The organism is Pseudomonas sp. N-137 (assembly GCF_034555295.1).
Taxonomy (GTDB): domain Bacteria; phylum Pseudomonadota; class Gammaproteobacteria; order Pseudomonadales; family Pseudomonadaceae; genus Aquipseudomonas; species Aquipseudomonas rhizophila.
In genome coordinates this window covers 208,832-226,601 of the sequence record NZ_JAXUDQ010000032.1, presented here as the reverse complement: position 1 = coordinate 226,601, position 17,770 = coordinate 208,832, and the positions used below count along the sequence as shown (strand labels likewise).

The 17,770-nt window shown below is 61.0% G+C and carries 12 protein-coding genes; 5 read left to right on the top strand and 7 right to left on the bottom strand.

Features of this window, described 5'->3' with window-relative positions:
• Positions 1 to 99: 99 nt before the first annotated feature.
• The 5 genes from T3A99_RS27565 to T3A99_RS27545 form a co-directional block, all read right to left on the bottom strand.
• Entirely contained in the window at positions 100 to 696 is a 597-nt protein-coding gene (locus T3A99_RS27565; protein WP_160893996.1) for a DUF924 family protein, read from the bottom strand.
• Positions 697 to 699: 3 nt separating this feature from the next.
• Positions 700 to 1,710 carry a class 1 fructose-bisphosphatase gene (locus tag T3A99_RS27560; protein ID WP_047226923.1) on the bottom strand — a complete coding sequence of 337 codons (1,011 nt, stop codon included), beginning with the start codon at positions 1,708 to 1,710 and terminating at the stop codon, positions 700 to 702.
• Positions 1,711 to 1,961: 251 nt separating this feature from the next.
• On the bottom strand, positions 1,962 to 3,329 hold the full coding sequence (locus T3A99_RS27555; RefSeq protein WP_322834994.1) for a DUF3999 domain-containing protein: 1,368 nt from the start codon (positions 3,327 to 3,329) through the stop codon (positions 1,962 to 1,964).
• Positions 3,326 to 6,907, bottom strand: a complete 3,582-nt coding sequence (locus tag T3A99_RS27550; RefSeq protein WP_322834993.1) for a DUF2339 domain-containing protein — start codon at positions 6,905 to 6,907, stop codon at positions 3,326 to 3,328. The genes T3A99_RS27555 and T3A99_RS27550 overlap by 4 nt, the downstream gene beginning before the upstream one ends.
• 287 nt (positions 6,908 to 7,194) lie before the next feature.
• Complete coding sequence (locus T3A99_RS27545; protein WP_076383354.1) at positions 7,195 to 9,645, bottom strand: glycogen/starch/alpha-glucan phosphorylase; 2,451 nt, start codon at positions 9,643 to 9,645, stop codon at positions 7,195 to 7,197.
• 254 nt (positions 9,646 to 9,899) lie between these two features.
• Between T3A99_RS27545 and T3A99_RS27540 the strand changes: the two genes are divergently transcribed.
• Positions 9,900 to 10,337: a YkgJ family cysteine cluster protein gene (locus tag T3A99_RS27540; protein WP_047226919.1), complete on the top strand. Its 438-nt coding sequence runs from the start codon at positions 9,900 to 9,902 to the stop codon at positions 10,335 to 10,337.
• 225 nt (positions 10,338 to 10,562) lie between these two features.
• On the opposite strand, the gene typA is transcribed toward T3A99_RS27540, so the two are convergent.
• Together typA and thiI are read right to left on the bottom strand one after the other, a co-directional pair.
• Positions 10,563 to 12,383 (bottom strand): translational GTPase TypA, encoded by a 1,821-nt coding sequence (typA, locus tag T3A99_RS27535; RefSeq protein ID WP_047226918.1) that lies wholly within the window; start codon positions 12,381 to 12,383, stop codon positions 10,563 to 10,565.
• Between the two features lie 138 nt (positions 12,384 to 12,521).
• Positions 12,522 to 13,976 (bottom strand): tRNA uracil 4-sulfurtransferase ThiI, encoded by a 1,455-nt coding sequence (gene thiI / locus T3A99_RS27530; protein ID WP_047226917.1) that lies wholly within the window; start codon positions 13,974 to 13,976, stop codon positions 12,522 to 12,524.
• A gap of 328 nt (positions 13,977 to 14,304) precedes the next feature.
• Between thiI and glnA the strand changes: the two genes are divergently transcribed.
• From glnA to T3A99_RS27510, 4 genes are all read left to right on the top strand, one after another.
• Complete coding sequence (glnA, locus tag T3A99_RS27525) at positions 14,305 to 15,711, top strand: type I glutamate--ammonia ligase (RefSeq protein ID WP_014336114.1); 1,407 nt, start codon at positions 14,305 to 14,307, stop codon at positions 15,709 to 15,711.
• A gap of 122 nt (positions 15,712 to 15,833) precedes the next feature.
• Positions 15,834 to 16,391, top strand: a complete 558-nt coding sequence (locus T3A99_RS27520) for a chorismate mutase (protein WP_047226916.1) — start codon at positions 15,834 to 15,836, stop codon at positions 16,389 to 16,391.
• Between the two features lie 233 nt (positions 16,392 to 16,624).
• Entirely contained in the window at positions 16,625 to 17,143 is a 519-nt protein-coding gene (locus tag T3A99_RS27515; RefSeq protein ID WP_047226964.1) for a DUF4124 domain-containing protein, read from the top strand.
• Positions 17,140 to 17,763, top strand: coding sequence for a DUF4124 domain-containing protein (locus T3A99_RS27510; RefSeq protein WP_047226915.1), 624 nt, complete (start codon positions 17,140 to 17,142; stop codon positions 17,761 to 17,763). Before T3A99_RS27515 ends, T3A99_RS27510 begins: the two co-directional genes overlap by 4 nt.
• Positions 17,764 to 17,770 lie beyond the last annotated feature (7 nt).

Sequence of the window (17,770 nt, the reverse complement as noted above, 5' to 3'; positions counted from 1 at the left end):
CATCGCGAGCAAGCTCGCTCCCACAGTAGATCTCTTTGCCACAAAGATCCCTGTGGGAGCGAGCTTGCTCGCGATGGCGGCATCAGCCTCACAGCAAAATCAGAACCTGGACCCAGGCCTGTTCAAAAACTCGATTTCATCAGCCGTGGACTCACGCCCCAACACCGCATTGCGATGGGGGAAACGTCCAAACTGCGCAATGATCTTCTGATGCCGCTCGGCGTAATCCAGGTTGTCTTCGAACACCGCCCGATCCGCCTCGGGCTGCTCGCGGGTCAGTTCGATGAAACGGGACACCGCTTCATTCTGCACTGCCAGGTTTTCGCAATGTTCGAGCACCAGGTAGATGAACACCCGCTGGATAGGTTCGAGTTGCCGGTCGAAACCCGCCGCCATGCCCTGGGCCACCAGCGCTTGGGCACGCAGGTCACCGGAAAAAGCCTTGGGGGAGTCGCGAAAGATCATCCGCGGGAGCTGATCAAGCAGCAGCACCAGGGCCAGCCAGCCTTCGGGGCGTTGCGCCCAGTCGGTCAATCCGCCGGCCAGTGCCTGCTCGACCTGATCGCCGAAGCGCTCGTGCGCTTGGCGATCATGCCGTTTGCCGAACCACAGCTTGCCCTTGTCAGCGGCTATTTCGTCCGGCGATTTGGCTGAGCCAAACCACCAATCGAGCAACGGCTGCCAGGGCTGGGCCATGATTTATTCCTTGTGGTAGGCCGTGGCGCGGGCGACTTCTTCCTTCGAGCCAAGGAACACCGCCACACGCTGGTGCAGGCCTTCGGGCTGGATGTCGAGAATACGCTGGTGACCGTCAGTGGACGCACCGCCAGCCTGTTCCACCAGGAACGACATCGGGTTGGCTTCGTACATCAGACGCAGTTTGCCCGGCTTGGACGGCTCGCGGCTGTCGCGCGGGTACATGAACAGACCGCCACGGGTCAGGATGCGGTGTACGTCCGCGACCATCGCGGCGACCCAGCGCATGTTGTAGTTCTTTTTCAGCGGACCTTCTTCACCGGCCAGCAATTCGCCCACGTAGCGTTGTACCGGGGCTTCCCAGTGACGCTGATTGGACATGTTGATGGCGAATTCCTGGGTGGTTTCAGGAATGGTGATGTCTTCGTGGGTCAGAACGAAGCTGCCCATCTCACGGTCCAGCGTGAAGCCTTTGACGCCGTCGCCCAGGGTCAGCACCAGCATGGTCTGCGGGCCATAGATGGCATAACCGGCGGCGACCTGTTCGGTGCCTGGCTGCAGGAACGCCTTTTCATTCAAGGCTTCATTCTGGCTCAGGTATTCGTTCGGGCAACGCAATACCGAGAAGATGGTGCCCACTGGCGCGTTGATATCGATGTTCGACGAACCGTCCAGTGGGTCGAACACCAGCAGGTAAGCACCCTTGGGGTATTTGCCTGGGATCTGGTAGGCGTTGTCCATTTCCTCGGACGCCATGCCGGCCAGGTGGCCGCCCCATTCGTTGGCTTCGAGCAGGATTTCGTTAGAGAGCACGTCGAGCTTCTTCTGCACTTCACCCTGCACGTTTTCGGTGCCCATGCTGCCCAGGACACCACCCAGGGCGCCTTTGGATACGGCGTGGCTGATCTCCTTGCATGCACGCGCCACCACTTCGATCAAAAAGCGCAGATCGGCAGGGGTGTTGTTGCTGCGGGTCTGCTCAATCAAATAGCGACTCAAGGTAACGCGGGACATGGACGGCTCCGAAGAATAGGGGGCGGAAAAACCTGCGCAGTTTAGCGCGAGTCGGGACTTAATTCCTCCTATGAGACGGGGAATGGAGGATTGAGTTCACGGGGTCGCGCCTCGCTTGGGTATTTCTGTTGTCGAGAGGACGCTATCGCGAGCAGGCTCGCTCCCACATTTGATCTTCTGCGGACACAGTTTTTGTATACGACATAAATCCAGTGTGGGAGCGAGCCTGCTCGCGATGGGTGTGCAGCACCTCAGTTTTTGACCGGCGGCTTGCGCAGCAAGCTCAATGCCATCCCCGCGAGGACCAGTACGCTGATCAGCAACACCGCCCACAAGCCGATCTTCTTCCAGTTGGTCTCGACGGTCGCAGAGGGCGTTGCGGCAGCCGATGCCGAGGTCGCCACACCATCGGTCTTCGCCGTACCCAGGGTCGCCAGGCGTGACGGCTTGTAATCGGGCACCAGCGTGGCCAGTGGCAGGCTGGCCGCTTTCATCGTCGCATTGCCCAGCGCCAGGCTGTAGGGCCCCTCGCCCCGCGCCAGGAACACCACCTGGGTCGGGCGCACGGCAAAACGCAAGGCTGGCGCTTGGGCACCGAGGCCGCCGCCTCGCTCGTCCACCGTCAGCTTCAATTGCTGCACGGTCTGCCCCGACAGCTGCAGTTGGTTTTGCAGCACATCCTGGCCGTTCTGGGTCAGGCGATACAGCAAGCCGCTGCCCAGCGATTGCCACGGCTGGCTGCTTTCACGCCGTCCGGCCAGGGTCACCGGTGCCAGGCTGTTGGCCTGGCTCAGTTCGACCTGCACCTGTTCGACATTCAACCCCATGGGCAACTGCCAAGTGTATTGCCCAGCCTTCGTGGTGCTACCGGCCAAAGGCTGCGACCAGACCAACGGCAACGGCAGGCTTTCGCGACTGCCGCTCTGCAACTGGGCCGAGGTCAACACCGGCGCCGATGACGGCGATTCCCACAACAACCGCAGATAACGCGCCGGCTGTCCTGGCAAGCTGACCTCATGCTGCTCCACCCGCTCATCAGCAAAGGTCAGCCGCGCCACCTGGCCTTCGCCCCACGCCTGCCAGTGTTGCAGGTCGTCACTGGCTTCGATGGTGAAGCGCTGGAAGCCGTCGCGCTCGCTGGTCCAGTCGAGGATCAGCTGCTGCAAGGGCGCCTTGATCGCACTGGCATCCAGCAGCCAGCCGCGCAGTTCCTCCTCCCCCGCCTCGAGCCGGCTGGACGGTTGCACCTGCACCAGCGTGCCGTTGGCGCTCGATTGCACCCGTACGCTGGGCGCGCGCTCGTTGTCATCGGCGGCGTTGTACAACGGGAACCACTTCACGTCGGTGGTGCTGTTTTCCCGGCTCCGGGCCGTCTCGCGAACCAATGCGTAGGCCTGGGCCTGCCCGGCGGCGTTGAACACCCGCAGGTCGCTCAGATCGGTCTGGCGCGCTTGCAACTGAATCTCCAGGGGCAACGCCAGGCGATACCAAGGTCCCTCGCCGCTCAAGGCCAATGGCACCTGATGGGCAAAGTCCGCCGGCTGTTCCTGGGCCGTCACCGACAAGGCCACCCACAACCCCACCACGCCCAACCCGATGCGACTCAACTTGTGACTCAAGACGACACTCCCTCACTGACAGGTATTGGCGACTCGGTCCGCGAGCCCCCTTCCGGGCGTTTTGGCGGCAGCGGCGCGAAGTAGCCCACCACCAACAGCAATACACCCACGCCGATAAACGACACGATCCGCGCCAGACCGCCACGGTTGCTCAATTCGACAAAGAACAGCTTGGCCACCACCACGGCGATCAACGCCGCACCGATCAGCCAGACCTCACGACGATGGCGCAGATGCCCGCCGATCATCAGGCCCAGGGCAATCAGGGTCCAGACGATGGACAGCCCGGCCTGCACAAACATGGATTCGAGCAACGCATCCAGCTCGAACGGCACGCCGATCCAATGGTGGGCACTGCGCATCACCACGGCGGTGAAGAACGCGAACAGCGACACGCCGGCGATCAACTGGGCGACGTGTCCGGCATGACCCCACCGGATTGCCAGTTGCGCCACCGCGCTGCGGGCCCACGCGTAGACGCCAAACAAGGCGAACAGCAAGCCCAGCTCCAACGGGTTGAGCAGCGGCACATAGGGCAACGGCTCGGCGCTGCCGTCGCTGAAGGTGTTGGCCAGCCAGAACCAGCCCAGCATCAACAGGGCCAGGGGTGCCGCCGCGTACACACGATATTCGCGCGAATGGGCCGAGACCGGCCACGGCCAGGCCCGTGGCGCGGCCATCAGCACCAGGTACAGGCTCGGCAGAATCGCCCAACCCAGCCAGCGCCAGGCGTTGTACTGCTCGGACAACAGCAGCAGGCCGTAGCGCACCTCCAGCGCCAGCACACCGATCAGCAGCCAGCAACCGAGCACATGGGCGGTGCTGCGCGCCCGGGTCGGTAGCAGCGGTGCCAGACGTTTCAGGGAAAGCAAATGCACGGCGAACACGGCCAACCAGGCCAGCCAGCCGAAATCCGCCGCCGGGTGATAACGACTCTGGCCGGTCGCGACCAGCACACAGCCGGCCACAGGTATCAGCAAGGTGCATAGCAACCCCATCGCCGGCCATTTCAAACGCAGCGCCAGCAATGCCCACAGCGCCACACTGATTGCCGCGACGATCAGCATCAAATGACCTTGCAGGTGCTGCGGTGCAAAGCGCAGCACTTCGCTGCCCCACGCCAGTGCCCACCAGCCTGCGCCCCAGACCAGCAGCAACTCGGACAACCGCTGCAAGCTCAAGGCCTGGAACACCGCCGACGGATGGCCGCGCTGCAATCGCCATGCGCCCACCAGTGCCGCCAGTCCCAGCACCAGCGGCGTCCAGAACCCGCTGTGGGCCAGGGGCCGCAGATCCTCGGCACTCAGCGGCCCGAGCAGCGCCGATCCGGCGGCAAGGAACGCCGCGCCGCCGATCAACTGCAACAACAGGCCAAACACGAAACTCACGCGCTGCTTCAGGTACAGGCTCAGCCAGATGATCAGCAGGCCGCTGGCCGCCCATACACCGCTCGCCGTTTGCCAGGGCAGGACGAAGAGCACGGCAAGGTTGATCAGCACCAACCCAGCCAGCAGCACCACCGACAGCCCGCGCAGCAATCGGACATCGTTGCGCACCATGTCATCGCGTGCCGCCAACAGCATGCCGCCAATCAGCGCCAGGCCGATCAGGGAGGCGCTGAGCAAACCGCTCCAGCCAGCGCTGAACACGGCGGTCGAATCCCCTTCGGCCCCCTGCAAACGCAACAGAAACAACGCGCCACCCAGCAGTTGTACTGCGAACGCCGTAAACAGGAAGCTGCGCGATTGCAGGCGCAGGCCCGCGAACAGCGTCGCCAGACCGGCCAAGGCCCAAGCGATGGCAGTGCCGTGAGTGAAGAAGAACAACGGCGCCAGCAGATAGAGAAAACTCAAGCCCAGCACTGCCAGCACCGGCAGGCCTTGGCGCTCCCAGCGTGTGGCGTGCTCAGGCGCGGTCTTGCGCAACTGGTAGAAACTGAACAGCAAGGCGCCACCCAGCATCAACGCCCCCAGCGGGGCGCCATCGATCAGGCTGCTGTCGCCCTGACGCAACTCGCTGACAAAAGCCAACGCCGAGCCCAGTTGCAGCAGCAAGGCAAAAGCCCGAGCCAAAGGCCGCTGCTGACGCAGGCCCAGCCAGAAAATCCCCGCCCCTTCCACGGCCCATGCCGCCGCGGTCCACCGAGCATCGAGGCCCAGGGGAATCGCCAGGCTGGCAAAAATCACCCCCAAGGCCAGGCAGGTTTCGGCCAACAGGACGGCGCGCCCCCCCATCAATACCCGCGCCAGCCCCATGTAGATGATGCCCAGGGCCAGGGCGCTGAACGCTGCGGCGAACTCCAGATGCTGCACCAGCGCGAACTGCAGACCGAACCCCACCAGGGGCGGGCCGAACAACAGGGTGCCGTCCACGTAGTCGCCCTTGCGGGCCGACCAGCGCAATAGCGCATCGCGGCCTTCGTCCTCGGGCCCGTCGCCCATTTCCAGCAGCTTGCGTCGGGTAAACAACAAGCCGATCGCCAGGTACATCAGGAAGAAAACAATCAGGAACGGCTCGGTGCTCCAGAGCAGTTCCGGCCCATAAGAGCGCAAGCCCCAGGCGAAACCGATGCCGAAGGTGCCGACAAAACCAATCAGGTTGAGCAGGCGCCAGGCCTTGAACCAGGCAATCGCCAGAATGCCGGCATTGAGCAGGATGAAGTAGCTGAACAGCGCGACATGGTTACCGCTGCCGGTGGAAGTCAGGATCGGCGCGGCAAACCCGCCCAACGCTGCCACCGCAGCCAGGCCGAGGGCATTTTGGGTGACCGCCAGAATCGCCGAGAACACCGTGACCGCCACCAGCAAGCCCAAGGCCGCTTTCGAGTCGAGCAGCGGATGCAGGCGCATGGCGGCGAACACGGTCAGGTACAGCACGGCGATCCCGGTGCCCTGCAACATCAGCGCGTAGTTGCTGTTGCGCTGGCGCAGCCACCAGCCCAGGCCTAACAGGCCCAACGCACTGGCCGCGACGCCGGCATAACGCAACTCGATGGGCACGACCATGCCTTCAGTGGCATAGCGCAGCAGAAACGCCAGGCCGAGGAACAACAGCACGACCCCGACCCGCAATACGGTATTACCGCCAAACAGCCAGTTACGCGCCCCCGCGACGGCACGCTCGAACAGATTCGGACCACGAGGGGCAGCCGGTTCCGGCTGGACCGGTTTGGGGGCGGCCGGCGCAGACTTCCATACGTCGTCGGGCAACGGCTGACTGGCTTGTGTGGTCATCGCCGGAAGGGCTTCAAGGTCAGGCGGCAGTTCCCAAACCAGCTCCGGCTCAGGTGGGATTTCGGATTCCGGTGCCTGGGCCACGACGATCTCGGGCGATGGCGGCGGTTCGGAGGCTGCGACCGTGCTGCGCTCAAGCGCGATCAGCCGCTGCTCCAGTGCGCTCAAGGTGCGCTGGGCCGTTTGCAACTGGTTCTGCTGTTCGGCGGCGTGGGCGCCGAGGCGACGCAGACCAATCCCCTGAGCGATGCCAAGGCCCAGTAACGCGCCTATCAGCGCATCGGCGAACGACTCATCCACCACCCAGCCAAATGCCAGGCCCAACAGCATCAAAATCCATTGCATGGTCGATATCCCTAAGCGGCCCTTTGCGGGCGTAACCGGGGTGAAGCGGTGCCTGGTTCAGTCTAGTGGAACCACACAAACCTTGTGGGAGCGAGCCTGCTCGCGATAGCGGTCCGTCAGTTACCAAACAGGTTGGCTGACACACCGTTATCGCGAGCAGGCTCGCTCCCACAATGGATTGCTGGCGCCTCAAGCACTAAACCGGCCACACAGCCCGGCGAAACTGGCGCTTAGTATATCGACCAAGCCCAACCACCGTTGGGCTTCGCTCACATTTCCTGCAACTGCTACTCCAGGGCTTTCCAGATGTCGGTGGCGTATTCCCGAATGGTCCGGTCGGAGGAAAACCAGCCCATGCGCGCGGTGTTGAGCACCGCCGAACGCCACCAGTGCTGGGCGTCGTGCCAACGTTCTTCGACCCTGGCCTGGGCATCCCAGTAAGAGTCGAAGTCGGCGCAGACCAGAAAGCGATCGTAATCCACCAGCGAATCGACAAGCCCGGTGTAGCGCATCGGATCGTCCGGCGAAAACACCCCGCCGCGAATAGCCTGCAACACATCGTTGAGGCGATGGGACGCGGCAATGTCCGGCGCGGCACTGAACTCGCCGTTCTGCTTGCGGGCCTCCACCTGCTCGGCCGTCAGGCCGAAAATGAACATGTGCTCACCGCCCACGCGCTCATGCATCTCCACGTTGGCGCCGTCCATGGTGCCGATAGTCAGCGCACCGTTAAGACCGAACTTCATGTTACTGGTGCCTGACGCTTCAAAACCGGCCGTGGATATCTGCTCGGAAAGGTCCGCCGCCGGGATGATGCTCTCGGCCAGGCTGACGTTGTAGTTGGGCAGGAACACCACTTTGAGCAGGCCACGCACGGTCGGGTCGTTGTTCACCACACGGGCGATATCGTTGGTCAACTTGATGATCAACTTGGCCTGGTGATAACTGGCGGCGGCCTTGCCAGCGAAGATTTTCACCCGTGGCACCCAGTCCACTTCCGGTTCGGCGCGGATCGCCTGGTACAGCGCCACCGTGTGCATCAGGTTGAGCAACTGACGCTTGTATTCATGGATCCGTTTGACTTGCACGTCGAACATCGCCGCCGGGTTCACGGCAACCCCCAACCGCTCGTGAATCAGATGCGCCAAGGCCTTTTTGCTGTGCAGGCGCTGTTCGGCGAACTGTTTGCGGAACGCCGGTTGATCCGCGAACGGCTCCAGCTCGATCAGGCGCTCCTCGGGGTTGTCGAGCACACTCGGGCCCAGGGCATCGACCATCATCGAAGTCAGTTCAGCGTTGGCCTGAAACAGCCAGCGGCGGAACGTGATGCCGTTGGTTTTGTTGTTGATCCGCTCGGGGTAGAGCTTGTGCAGCTCGGAGAACACCGTGCTGCGCATCAGTTGCGTGTGCAATCCGGACACACCGTTGACGCTGTGGGAACCGAGAAAGGCGAGGTTGCCCATGCGCACCCGGCGGCCGTTGTCTTCTTCGATCAGCGACACCGCGCGCAGCACGTCGAAATCGTGCACCCCCTTGGACCGCAGAGCATCGATGTGCTGGGCGTTGATCAGGTAAATGATCTGCATGTGTCGGGGCAACATGCGCTCCATCAGCCCCACTGGCCAGGTTTCCAGGGCTTCGGGCAGCAGCGTGTGGTTGGTGTAGGAGAGCGTGTCCTGGGTGATCTGCCAGGCGGCGTCCCAGGCCACGTCGTAGACGTCCACCAATTGGCGCATCAACTCGGCCACGGCGATCGACGGGTGAGTGTCGTTGAGCTGGATCGCCGCGTGGTCGCCCAAGGTCAATACCGAGGTGTGCATGTTGCGATGACGGCGCAACAAATCCTGCAGCGAGGCGGCGACGAAGAAATACTCCTGGCGCAGGCGCAATTCCTGGCCCGCCTCGGTGCTGTCGGCCGGGTACAGCACGCGGGAGATACTCTCGGCCCGGGCCACTTCCGCCACGGCACCCAAATGGTCGCCGGCGTTGAAGCGTTCCAGGTGCAGCTCTTCCATGGCACGGGCGCGCCACAGACGCAGGGTGTTGACGCTGGCACCGCGCCAACCCACCACGGGGGTGTCATAGGCGATGGCTCGCACGGTTTCACCCGGAGACCAGACTTGCTTGGTATTGCCGGAGGCGTCGGTCACGGTCTCGACGCTGCCGCCGAAGCCGATCGGGTAAACCACTTCCGGCCGCTCGAACTCCCAGGGGTTGCCGAAATCCAGCCAGTGTTCGGTTTGCTCCTGCTGCCAGCCATCAACGATGGCCTGGCGAAACAGGCCGTGCTCGTAACGAATGCCGTAGCCATGGCCGGCAATGCCCAAGGTGGACATGCTTTCCATGAAACATGCCGCCAACCGGCCGAGGCCGCCGTTGCCCAACGCCGCATCGGGTTCGAGCAGGCGAATGCGCTCCAGATCCACGCCCAGTTCGGTCAAGGCTTCGCGCGCAGTGTCCAGCAGGCCGAGGTTGCTCAGGCTGTCATAGAGCAAGCGGCCGATGAGAAATTCCAGGGAGAGGTAATAAACGCGCTTCTGGCCCTTGCGGTAAATCTGCCGCGTGTGATCCATCCAGTGCTCGACCATATGGTCGCGGGCGGCCAGGGCAATGGCTTCGAACCAGTCGTGATCAAACGCATGATCCGGGTCCTTGCCGACGGCGTAAGTGAGTTTGGTCAACACGGCATCGCGAAATGCAGCCACTTCGGCTTCGCGAACAAGTGGTTCTTGAGTCATTGATGAGACCTCGAACGAGCATGAAATTGTCTGAGCCTAGACGGTCTGACAGGCACTACAGGCGCAGGTTCGTTGGTTTTTCCATGGCGACGGAGAATCGCCGCCAGGGAATTGCCGTATGGGTGAATGAATGCAGGGGCCGTGCCGGTCCTGGGAGAGTTTTACCGGGCTCGAAAAAAAACCGGCAGATGGTCGTTCAAAATTTCACCAGTCCCGGTATGATCGCGCGCCCTGATGCATGCTGGTAAACCTTGATGATGAAGCCCAACCTGATCGCCGCCGCGGAGATCGACCGAATCGATACCTGGGCCAAGTACTCCGCGCCAATGTGCGGTTCCTGCGTGTCGAGCTGCTGCACACTGCCGGTGGAGGTCAAGATCAAGGACCTGATCCGGATCGGTATCGTCGACGAATTCGAACTGGGCGACCCGCCGAAAAACATCGCCAAGCGCCTGCAAAAGGAAGGGATCGTCGAGCGCTATAACCAGAAGTCCGAAATCTTCACGCTCCAGCGCATGAGCAACAACGATTGCCTGTATCTGGATCGCAAGAGCCGGTTGTGCACCATTTATGAGAAGCGCCCGGATACCTGCCGCAACCATCCGCGGGTCGGGCCGCGCCCGGGGTACTGCGCCTACAAGCCCAAGGAAGTGGAGCGCGAGCGTAATCCGCGGACGTTGGACAAATTCTGATCGAATGATGTTTTAGCTGCGCCTGGAACATCGCCATCGCGAGCAAGCTCGCTCCCACAGGGGATTTGCGGTGGATACAGATTTTGTGTCCGACCTGAATCCCTTGTGGGAGCGAGCTTGCTCGCGATGGCGCCCTGACAGCCACTACATAACTTCCAGGCATAAAAAAACGCCCCCGATCTCACGACCGGGGGCGTTTTTTTCAGCCATTAACTAAGTCGAAACTCAGTTACCGCTTTTCTTGGCAGCGCGGGTACGCTCGCTTTCGCCAAGGATCTTCTTACGCAGGCGAATCGACTTAGGCGTCACTTCGCACAGTTCGTCTTCCTGCACGAACTCCAGCGCTTGCTCCAGGGTGAACTTGACAGGCGGAACCAATGCGATGGTTTCGTCTTTGCCCGAAGCACGCATGTTGTCGAGCTTCTTGCCTTTGGTCGGGTTCACGCCCAGGTCGTTGTCACGGCTGTTGAGGCCGACGATTTGACCTTCGTAGATGTCCTGGCCGTGCTCGACGAACAGCTTGCCGCGCGCTTGCAGGGTTTCCAGCGAGTAGGTCAGTGCCTTGCCGGTCGCAACCGATACCAGAACACCGTTCTGACGGCCGGACATGTCGCCGGACTTCATCACGTCATAACGATCGAAGATCGAAGTCAGGATGCCGCCACCGGAGGTCAGGGTCAGGAACTCGTTACGGAAACCGATCAGGCCACGGGCCGGGATGTTGTACTCAAGGCGCACACGGCCCTTGCCATCCGGAACCATGTTGGTCAGGTCGCCTTTGCGCAGGCCCATTTGTTCCATGATCGCGCCCTGGGATTCTTCCGGCAGGTCGATGGTCACGTTTTCGTACGGTTCGTGCTTGACGCCATCAACCATACGGATGATCACTTCAGGACGACCTACGCCCATTTCGAAGCCTTCGCGACGCATGGTTTCGATCAGAACCGAGAGGTGCAGCTCACCACGGCCGGAAACCTTGAACTTGTCGGCCGAGTCGCCTTCTTCAACGCGCAGTGCCACGTTGTAGAGCAGCTCCTTGTCCAGACGCTCCTTGATGTTACGGCTGGTCACGAACTTGCCTTCTTTACCGCAGAATGGCGAGTCGTTGACCTGGAAGGTCATGGAAACGGTTGGCTCATCGACGGTCAACGGCTTCATCGCTTCGACGTTCAGTGGGTCGCACAGAGTGTCGGAGATGAACAGTTGCTCGAAGCCGCTGATGCAGACGATGTCGCCGGCAGCTGCTTCTTCAACGTCGATACGGTGCAGGCCGTGGTGACCCATCAGCTTGAGGATACGACCGTTGCGCTTCTTGCCGTCGGCGTCGATAGCCACGACCGGCGTGTTCGGCTTGATGCGACCACGGGCGATACGGCCAACACCGATCACACCCAGGAAGCTGTTGTAGTCCAGGGCCGAGATTTGCATCTGGAACGGACCGTCACGGTCGACTTTCGGCGCAGGTACGTCGTCGACAATCGACTGGTACAGCGGGGTCATGTCTTCGGCCATGTTGGTGTGGTCCAGACCGGCAATACCGTTCAGGGCCGAGGCGTAGACGACTTTGAAGTCCAGCTGTTCTTCGGTGGCGCCCAGGTTGTCGAACAGGTCGAAAATCTGGTCCAGAACCCAGTCCGGACGCGCGCCTGGACGGTCAACCTTGTTGATGACCACGATCGGACGCAGGCCGGCTTCGAAAGCCTTCTTGGTCACGAAACGGGTTTGCGGCATAGGGCCGTCCTGGGCATCGACCAGCAGCAGCACGGAGTCGACCATCGACATTACGCGCTCTACTTCACCACCGAAGTCGGCGTGGCCCGGGGTGTCCACGATGTTGATGTGGTAGCCATTCCAGTTGATGGCGGTGTTTTTCGCCAGGATGGTAATACCGCGCTCTTTTTCCTGGTCGTTGGAGTCCATCACGCGCTCGTCGTTGAGCTCGTTGCGCTCCAGAGTGCCGGATTGACGCAAGAGTTTGTCTACCAGGGTGGTTTTACCATGGTCAACGTGAGCAATGATGGCGATGTTGCGTAGATTTTCGATCACTTGTGTATCTCGATCAGAGGATTCGGTGTGCTGACAGGTCGTGGCAGCGATTTACGTTGAGTCCGACAAAGCCGTTACAGCCTGTCGGCGGCGTCGGGGGGCCGGTGACGCAGGCCACAGGCAAACAGCCCCGGGCACTTAGCTCGGTCGATAAACGCGCACATTGGCATGCCCCTCACTGAGCAAATGGTGGGCATGCAGGCGACTCATCACGCCTTTGTCGCAATACAACAGGTACTGGCGAGTAGGGTCCAGTTCCTTGAAACGCGCGTTCACTGCATAGAACGGCATCGTTTGTACCTCGATACCGGCGATACTCAGCGGGTCGTCTTCAGCGTCGTCCGGGTGACGGATGTCGATGATGATCTGACCGGCCAGCGCTTCGCCGACTTCTTCAATCTGTATGTCCTGGCCCAATTCATCGATCACCCGATCGATTGGCACCAGCCTGGCGTTTTCGAGCGCACGCTCGAGCACCGCCATGTCGAATTCTTTCTCTTCATGCTCCACACGCCCGCGCTTGGCCGCAGTCTTCGGATTGACCGAGATGACCCCGCAGTATTCCGGCATGTGCCGGGCAAAATCGGCGGTGCCGATCTCGTTGGCCGTGTCGATGATGTCCTGCTTGTGGCTGGCGATCAGCGGGCGCAGCACCAGCTTTTCGGTCACGCAGTCGATCACTGACAGGTTCGGCAGCGTCTGGCTCGACACCTGGGAGATCGCCTCGCCGGTGACCAGCGCATCGATGTGCAGCCGATCGGCGATGCTGGATGCGGCACGCAACATCATACGCTTCAAAATGACGCCCATATGACTGTTATCGACTTTGCCGAGAATCTCGCCCAGGACTTCCTCGAACGGTACGCTCACAAATAACACGCGTTGGGAGCTGCCATACTTCTTCCAGATGAAGTGCGCCACTTCCATTACGCCCAGTTCATGGGCGCGCCCGCCAAGATTGAAGAAGCAGAAATGGCTCATCAGCCCGCGACGCATGATCTGGTAGGCCGCGACCGTGGAATCGAAGCCGCCGGACATCAGCACCAGGGTCTGTTCCAGCGAACCCAGCGGATACCCGCCAATGCTGTCGTGCTGACTGTGGATCACGAACAACCGCTGGTCGCGAATTTCGATGCGCACTTCAATTTGCGGGTCTTTCAATGAAATTCCGGCGGCGCCACACTGCTTGCGCAACTGGCTGCCGACGTATCTCTCCACGTCCATCGAGCTGAACGGGTGTTTGCCGGCGCGCTTGCAGCGCACCGAGAAAATCTTGCCGGCCAGGGCATCACCATAATGCAGCTTGCACTTGGCGAGGATGTCGTCGAAATCCCCCAGCGGGTATTCGTCGACCTGCAGGAAATGCGCGATGCCCGGCATGCAGCTCAGGCGCTCGGTCATTTCCTTGAGAATCTTGGGTTCGCTGACGCGGGTTTCCAGTTCGAGGTTGTCCCACACGCCGTTCACCACCACAGCCGGGTCCAGATCGCGGAGCACGGCACGGATGTTCTTGGCCAACTGGCGGATGAAACGCATCCGTACCGGGCGGCTCTTGATGGTGATCTCGGGGAAGACTTTTACGATTAGTTTCATGAAAACAGCGCGCGAACGGCCAGCCGAAAAAGGGGGGCGCGGATTATAGCGGAAATTGCTCAAGGTTTAACCAGTTAATGTGCACTTGGTTTTCAACGCACCAAAACAGGTCATCTCTCGTAAGTTACGCCACATTGCAGTGCGCAATTGTTCGACAATCCGCGAATACAGGCTATAAAAGCGTGGATTTGGTGCAAAAAACCCATGCTGGGGCACTGGCATGCAAATTGCTCCCTTGTGAGGCAGGTTGCCTTGGCAGAGTATTCGCGCCGGCATCACCCATATCTAAGGGCACACCATTACCCGCCCGAAGCCACCCGGAGGACATATGTCGAAGTCGGTTCAACTCATCAAAGATCATGACGTCAAGTGGATTGATCTGCGCTTCACTGACACCAAAGGCACTCAACATCACGTGACCATGCCGGCCCGTGATGCGCTGGACGACGAATTCTTTGAAATCGGAAAGATGTTCGACGGTTCCTCCATCTCTGGCTGGAAAGGCATCGAAGCCTCCGACATGATCCTGATGCCGGACGACGAAACTGCCGTCCTGGACCCGTTCACCGAAGAGCCGACCCTGATCCTGGTCTGCGACATCATCGAACCTTCGACCATGCAAGGCTATGACCGCGACCCACGCGCCATCGCCCACCGTGCCGAGGAATACCTGAAGTCCACCGGTATCGGCGACACCGCTTTCTTCGGCCCTGAGCCTGAGTTCTTCATCTTCGACTCGGTCAAGTTCAAGTCCGACATCTCCGGCTCCATGTTCAAGATCTTCTCCGAACAAGGTTCGTGGATGTCCGATCAGGACGTGGAAGGCGGTAACAAAGGCCACCGTCCTGGTATCAAGGGCGGCTACTTCCCGGTTCCACCGTTCGACTTCGACCACGAGATCCGTACCTCCATGTGCAACGCACTGGAAGAGATGGGCCAGACCGTCGAAGTTCACCACCACGAAGTGGCGACTGCCGGCCAGAACGAAATCGGCGTGAAATTCAACACGCTGGTCAAGAAAGCTGACGAAGTCCAGACCCTGAAGTACTGCGTACACAACGTTGCTGATGCATACGGCCGCACCGCGACCTTCATGCCGAAGCCTCTGTACGGCGACAACGGTTCGGGCATGCACGTGCACATGTCGATCTCCAAAGACGGCAAGAACACCTTCGCTGGCGAAGGTTATGCCGGCCTGTCGGACACCGCTCTGTACTTCATCGGCGGTATCATCAAGCACGGTAAGGCCCTGAACGGCTTCACCAACCCGTCGACCAACTCCTACAAGCGTCTGGTACCAGGCTTCGAAGCACCGGTCATGCTGGCCTACTCGGCTCGTAACCGTTCCGCCTCGATCCGTATTCCTTACGTCAACAGCCCTAAGGCTCGCCGTATCGAAGCCCGTTTCCCGGATCCGGCTGCCAACCCGTACCTGGCCTTCGCTGCACTGATGATGGCCGGTCTGGACGGTATTCAGAACAAGATCCACCCTGGCGATGCCGCCGACAAAAACCTGTATGACCTGCCGCCTGAAGAGGCCAAGGAAATCCCACAGGTTTGTGGCAGCCTGAAAGAAGCCCTGGAAGAGCTGGACAAGGGCCGTGCGTTCCTGACCAAGGGCGGCGTATTCAGCGATGACTTCATCGACGCTTACATCGCACTGAAAAGCGAAGAAGAAATCAAGGTTCGCACCTTCGTACACCCACTGGAATATGAGCTGTACTACAGCTGCTGATCCGGTAGCGTCGCCCCACGCGGCGTGAATAAAAAGAGGCCTCCTTCGGGAGGCCTTTTTTATGGGCGCAGGTTACGTGCATGATTGTCTGCGCCCTCCACTATTCGAAGACGAGATCACCCATGACTTCGCGCGTTTCATTCTGCCTTGCTCTGTCTGCCGCGTTGTTGGGCACCGCCGCCCAGGCCGCCACCGCACCCACCACCCTCGCCCCACTGCTCGGCACCATAGGCGAGCGCCTGGCCATTGCCGATCAGGTCGCCCTGAGCAAGTGGGACAGCCGCAAACCGGTGGAAGATCGCCAGCGCGAACGCGAGGTGATCGCCGCTGCCGTCGCCCAGGCACCGGCTTACAAACTGAGCAGTGAAGCGGTAGAGGCGTTTTTCGCCGCACAAATAGAAGCCAACAAACTGGTGCAATACGCGCATCTGTCCGACTGGCAACTGCAAGGCAAAGCCCCGGACGCACCGCGCCCGGACCTGGTTGGGCAGATCCGCCCGCAACTGGATCAACTGCAAAAACGCCTGCTGCAACAACTGGCCGACTTCAGCCCCTACCGCACCGACCCGCAATGCCCGCAATGGCTGGCCCAGGCCACCCATACCGTCAGTAACGACCCGTTGCGGCAAATGGCGCTGGTTCGGGCGACCGCAGAGCTATGCGTCCTCACAAAATCCTGAGCCCACACATCTTTCCCCTGTGGGAGCGAGCCTGCTCGCGATGAGGCCAGCCCATCTACCACTTGTGTGACTGACACTCCGTCATCGCGAGCCGGCTCGCTCCCACAGGGGTCCAGTGTCGAACCTGGAGGCTGTGAACACCGCTCCCACAAGGGATGGCGTGCAACAACTTGGGCCAACCGCCTCCCCTGACCTATGCTGCAATCCAACACTTTCGGTTTTCGGTTGATTTTATGGGTCGTGGCTTTCCAGGAATGCTGTTGTTGCTGTTGGCGCTGCCAGCCGCCGCACAGATCTACAAATACACCGACGCCGACGGTAACACCGCCTATAGCAACCAGCCGCCCGATGGCATACCGGCCCAGGCAGTGGAGCTGCCGCCACTCAACAGTGTCGAACCCCAGCCCCCGACCAACCCGAACGCTGCTGCGCCCGCCGCGAACCGGGACGAGCCAGGCAACGCCTACGAAACTCTGGAGCTGACAGACATCCCCAGCGAAGAGGCCCTGCGCGCCAACAACGGCACCTTCACCGTTGGCGTCCTGGCTCGGCCGCGTCTGCAAAGCCCCCATCTGTTCAGGTTGTTGCTGGACGGCCAGCCCTATGGCCAGCCGAGCAACGTGCCGCGCCTGCAATTGGTGAATATCGACCGGGGCGAGCACAGCCTGGCGGTACAGGTCATCGACGGCGAACATCTTGTGCAACAGAGCGAAACCGTCATCTTCACCGTGCAACGGGTGCACCGCCCATGATCCGCTGGCTGCTCGTGCTGTGCCTGGCCGTGCTGCCGGGGCTGGGGGCAGCGCAGGTCTATACCTACATCGATGCCCAGGGCAATCGCGTCTTCACCGATCAACCGCGTCCCGGCAACGCCCAGAAAGTCCAACTGCCGCCCGCCAACCGGATGGCGACACCGCCCTCCGGCGCAGCCTCGGCGTCGGCGCCTGAAAAAAAGCCCGATCCCATGTTCCGTTACGAAATGCTGCGACTGTTGATCCCTGAACCGGATGCCACGATACGCAGCACAGCGGGGGAACTGATCGTCACGGTCACCAGCGAACCCGGTTTGCAAAAAGGCCACCGCTACCGCCTGCTACTGGATGGCAACCCCACAGGCGAACCGGGACCCAGCCCAGTGTTCGCGCTGAGCAACATTGATCGGGGCAGCCATCATCTGGCGGTAGAGATTCTCGATGAGCAGGGCCGTATCGTCGAACGTACCGCCAACCAGCCCTTCCACATGCAGCGCATTTCCCTGGCGCAGAAACGCCGCATCAAACCCTGCGCCACCGCCGACTACGGCCAGCGTCCCGAATGCCCCCTCACCGACAAGCCCGCAGAAGAGCAAAGCAGCATCCTGCCGTTCTTCTAACACCTAC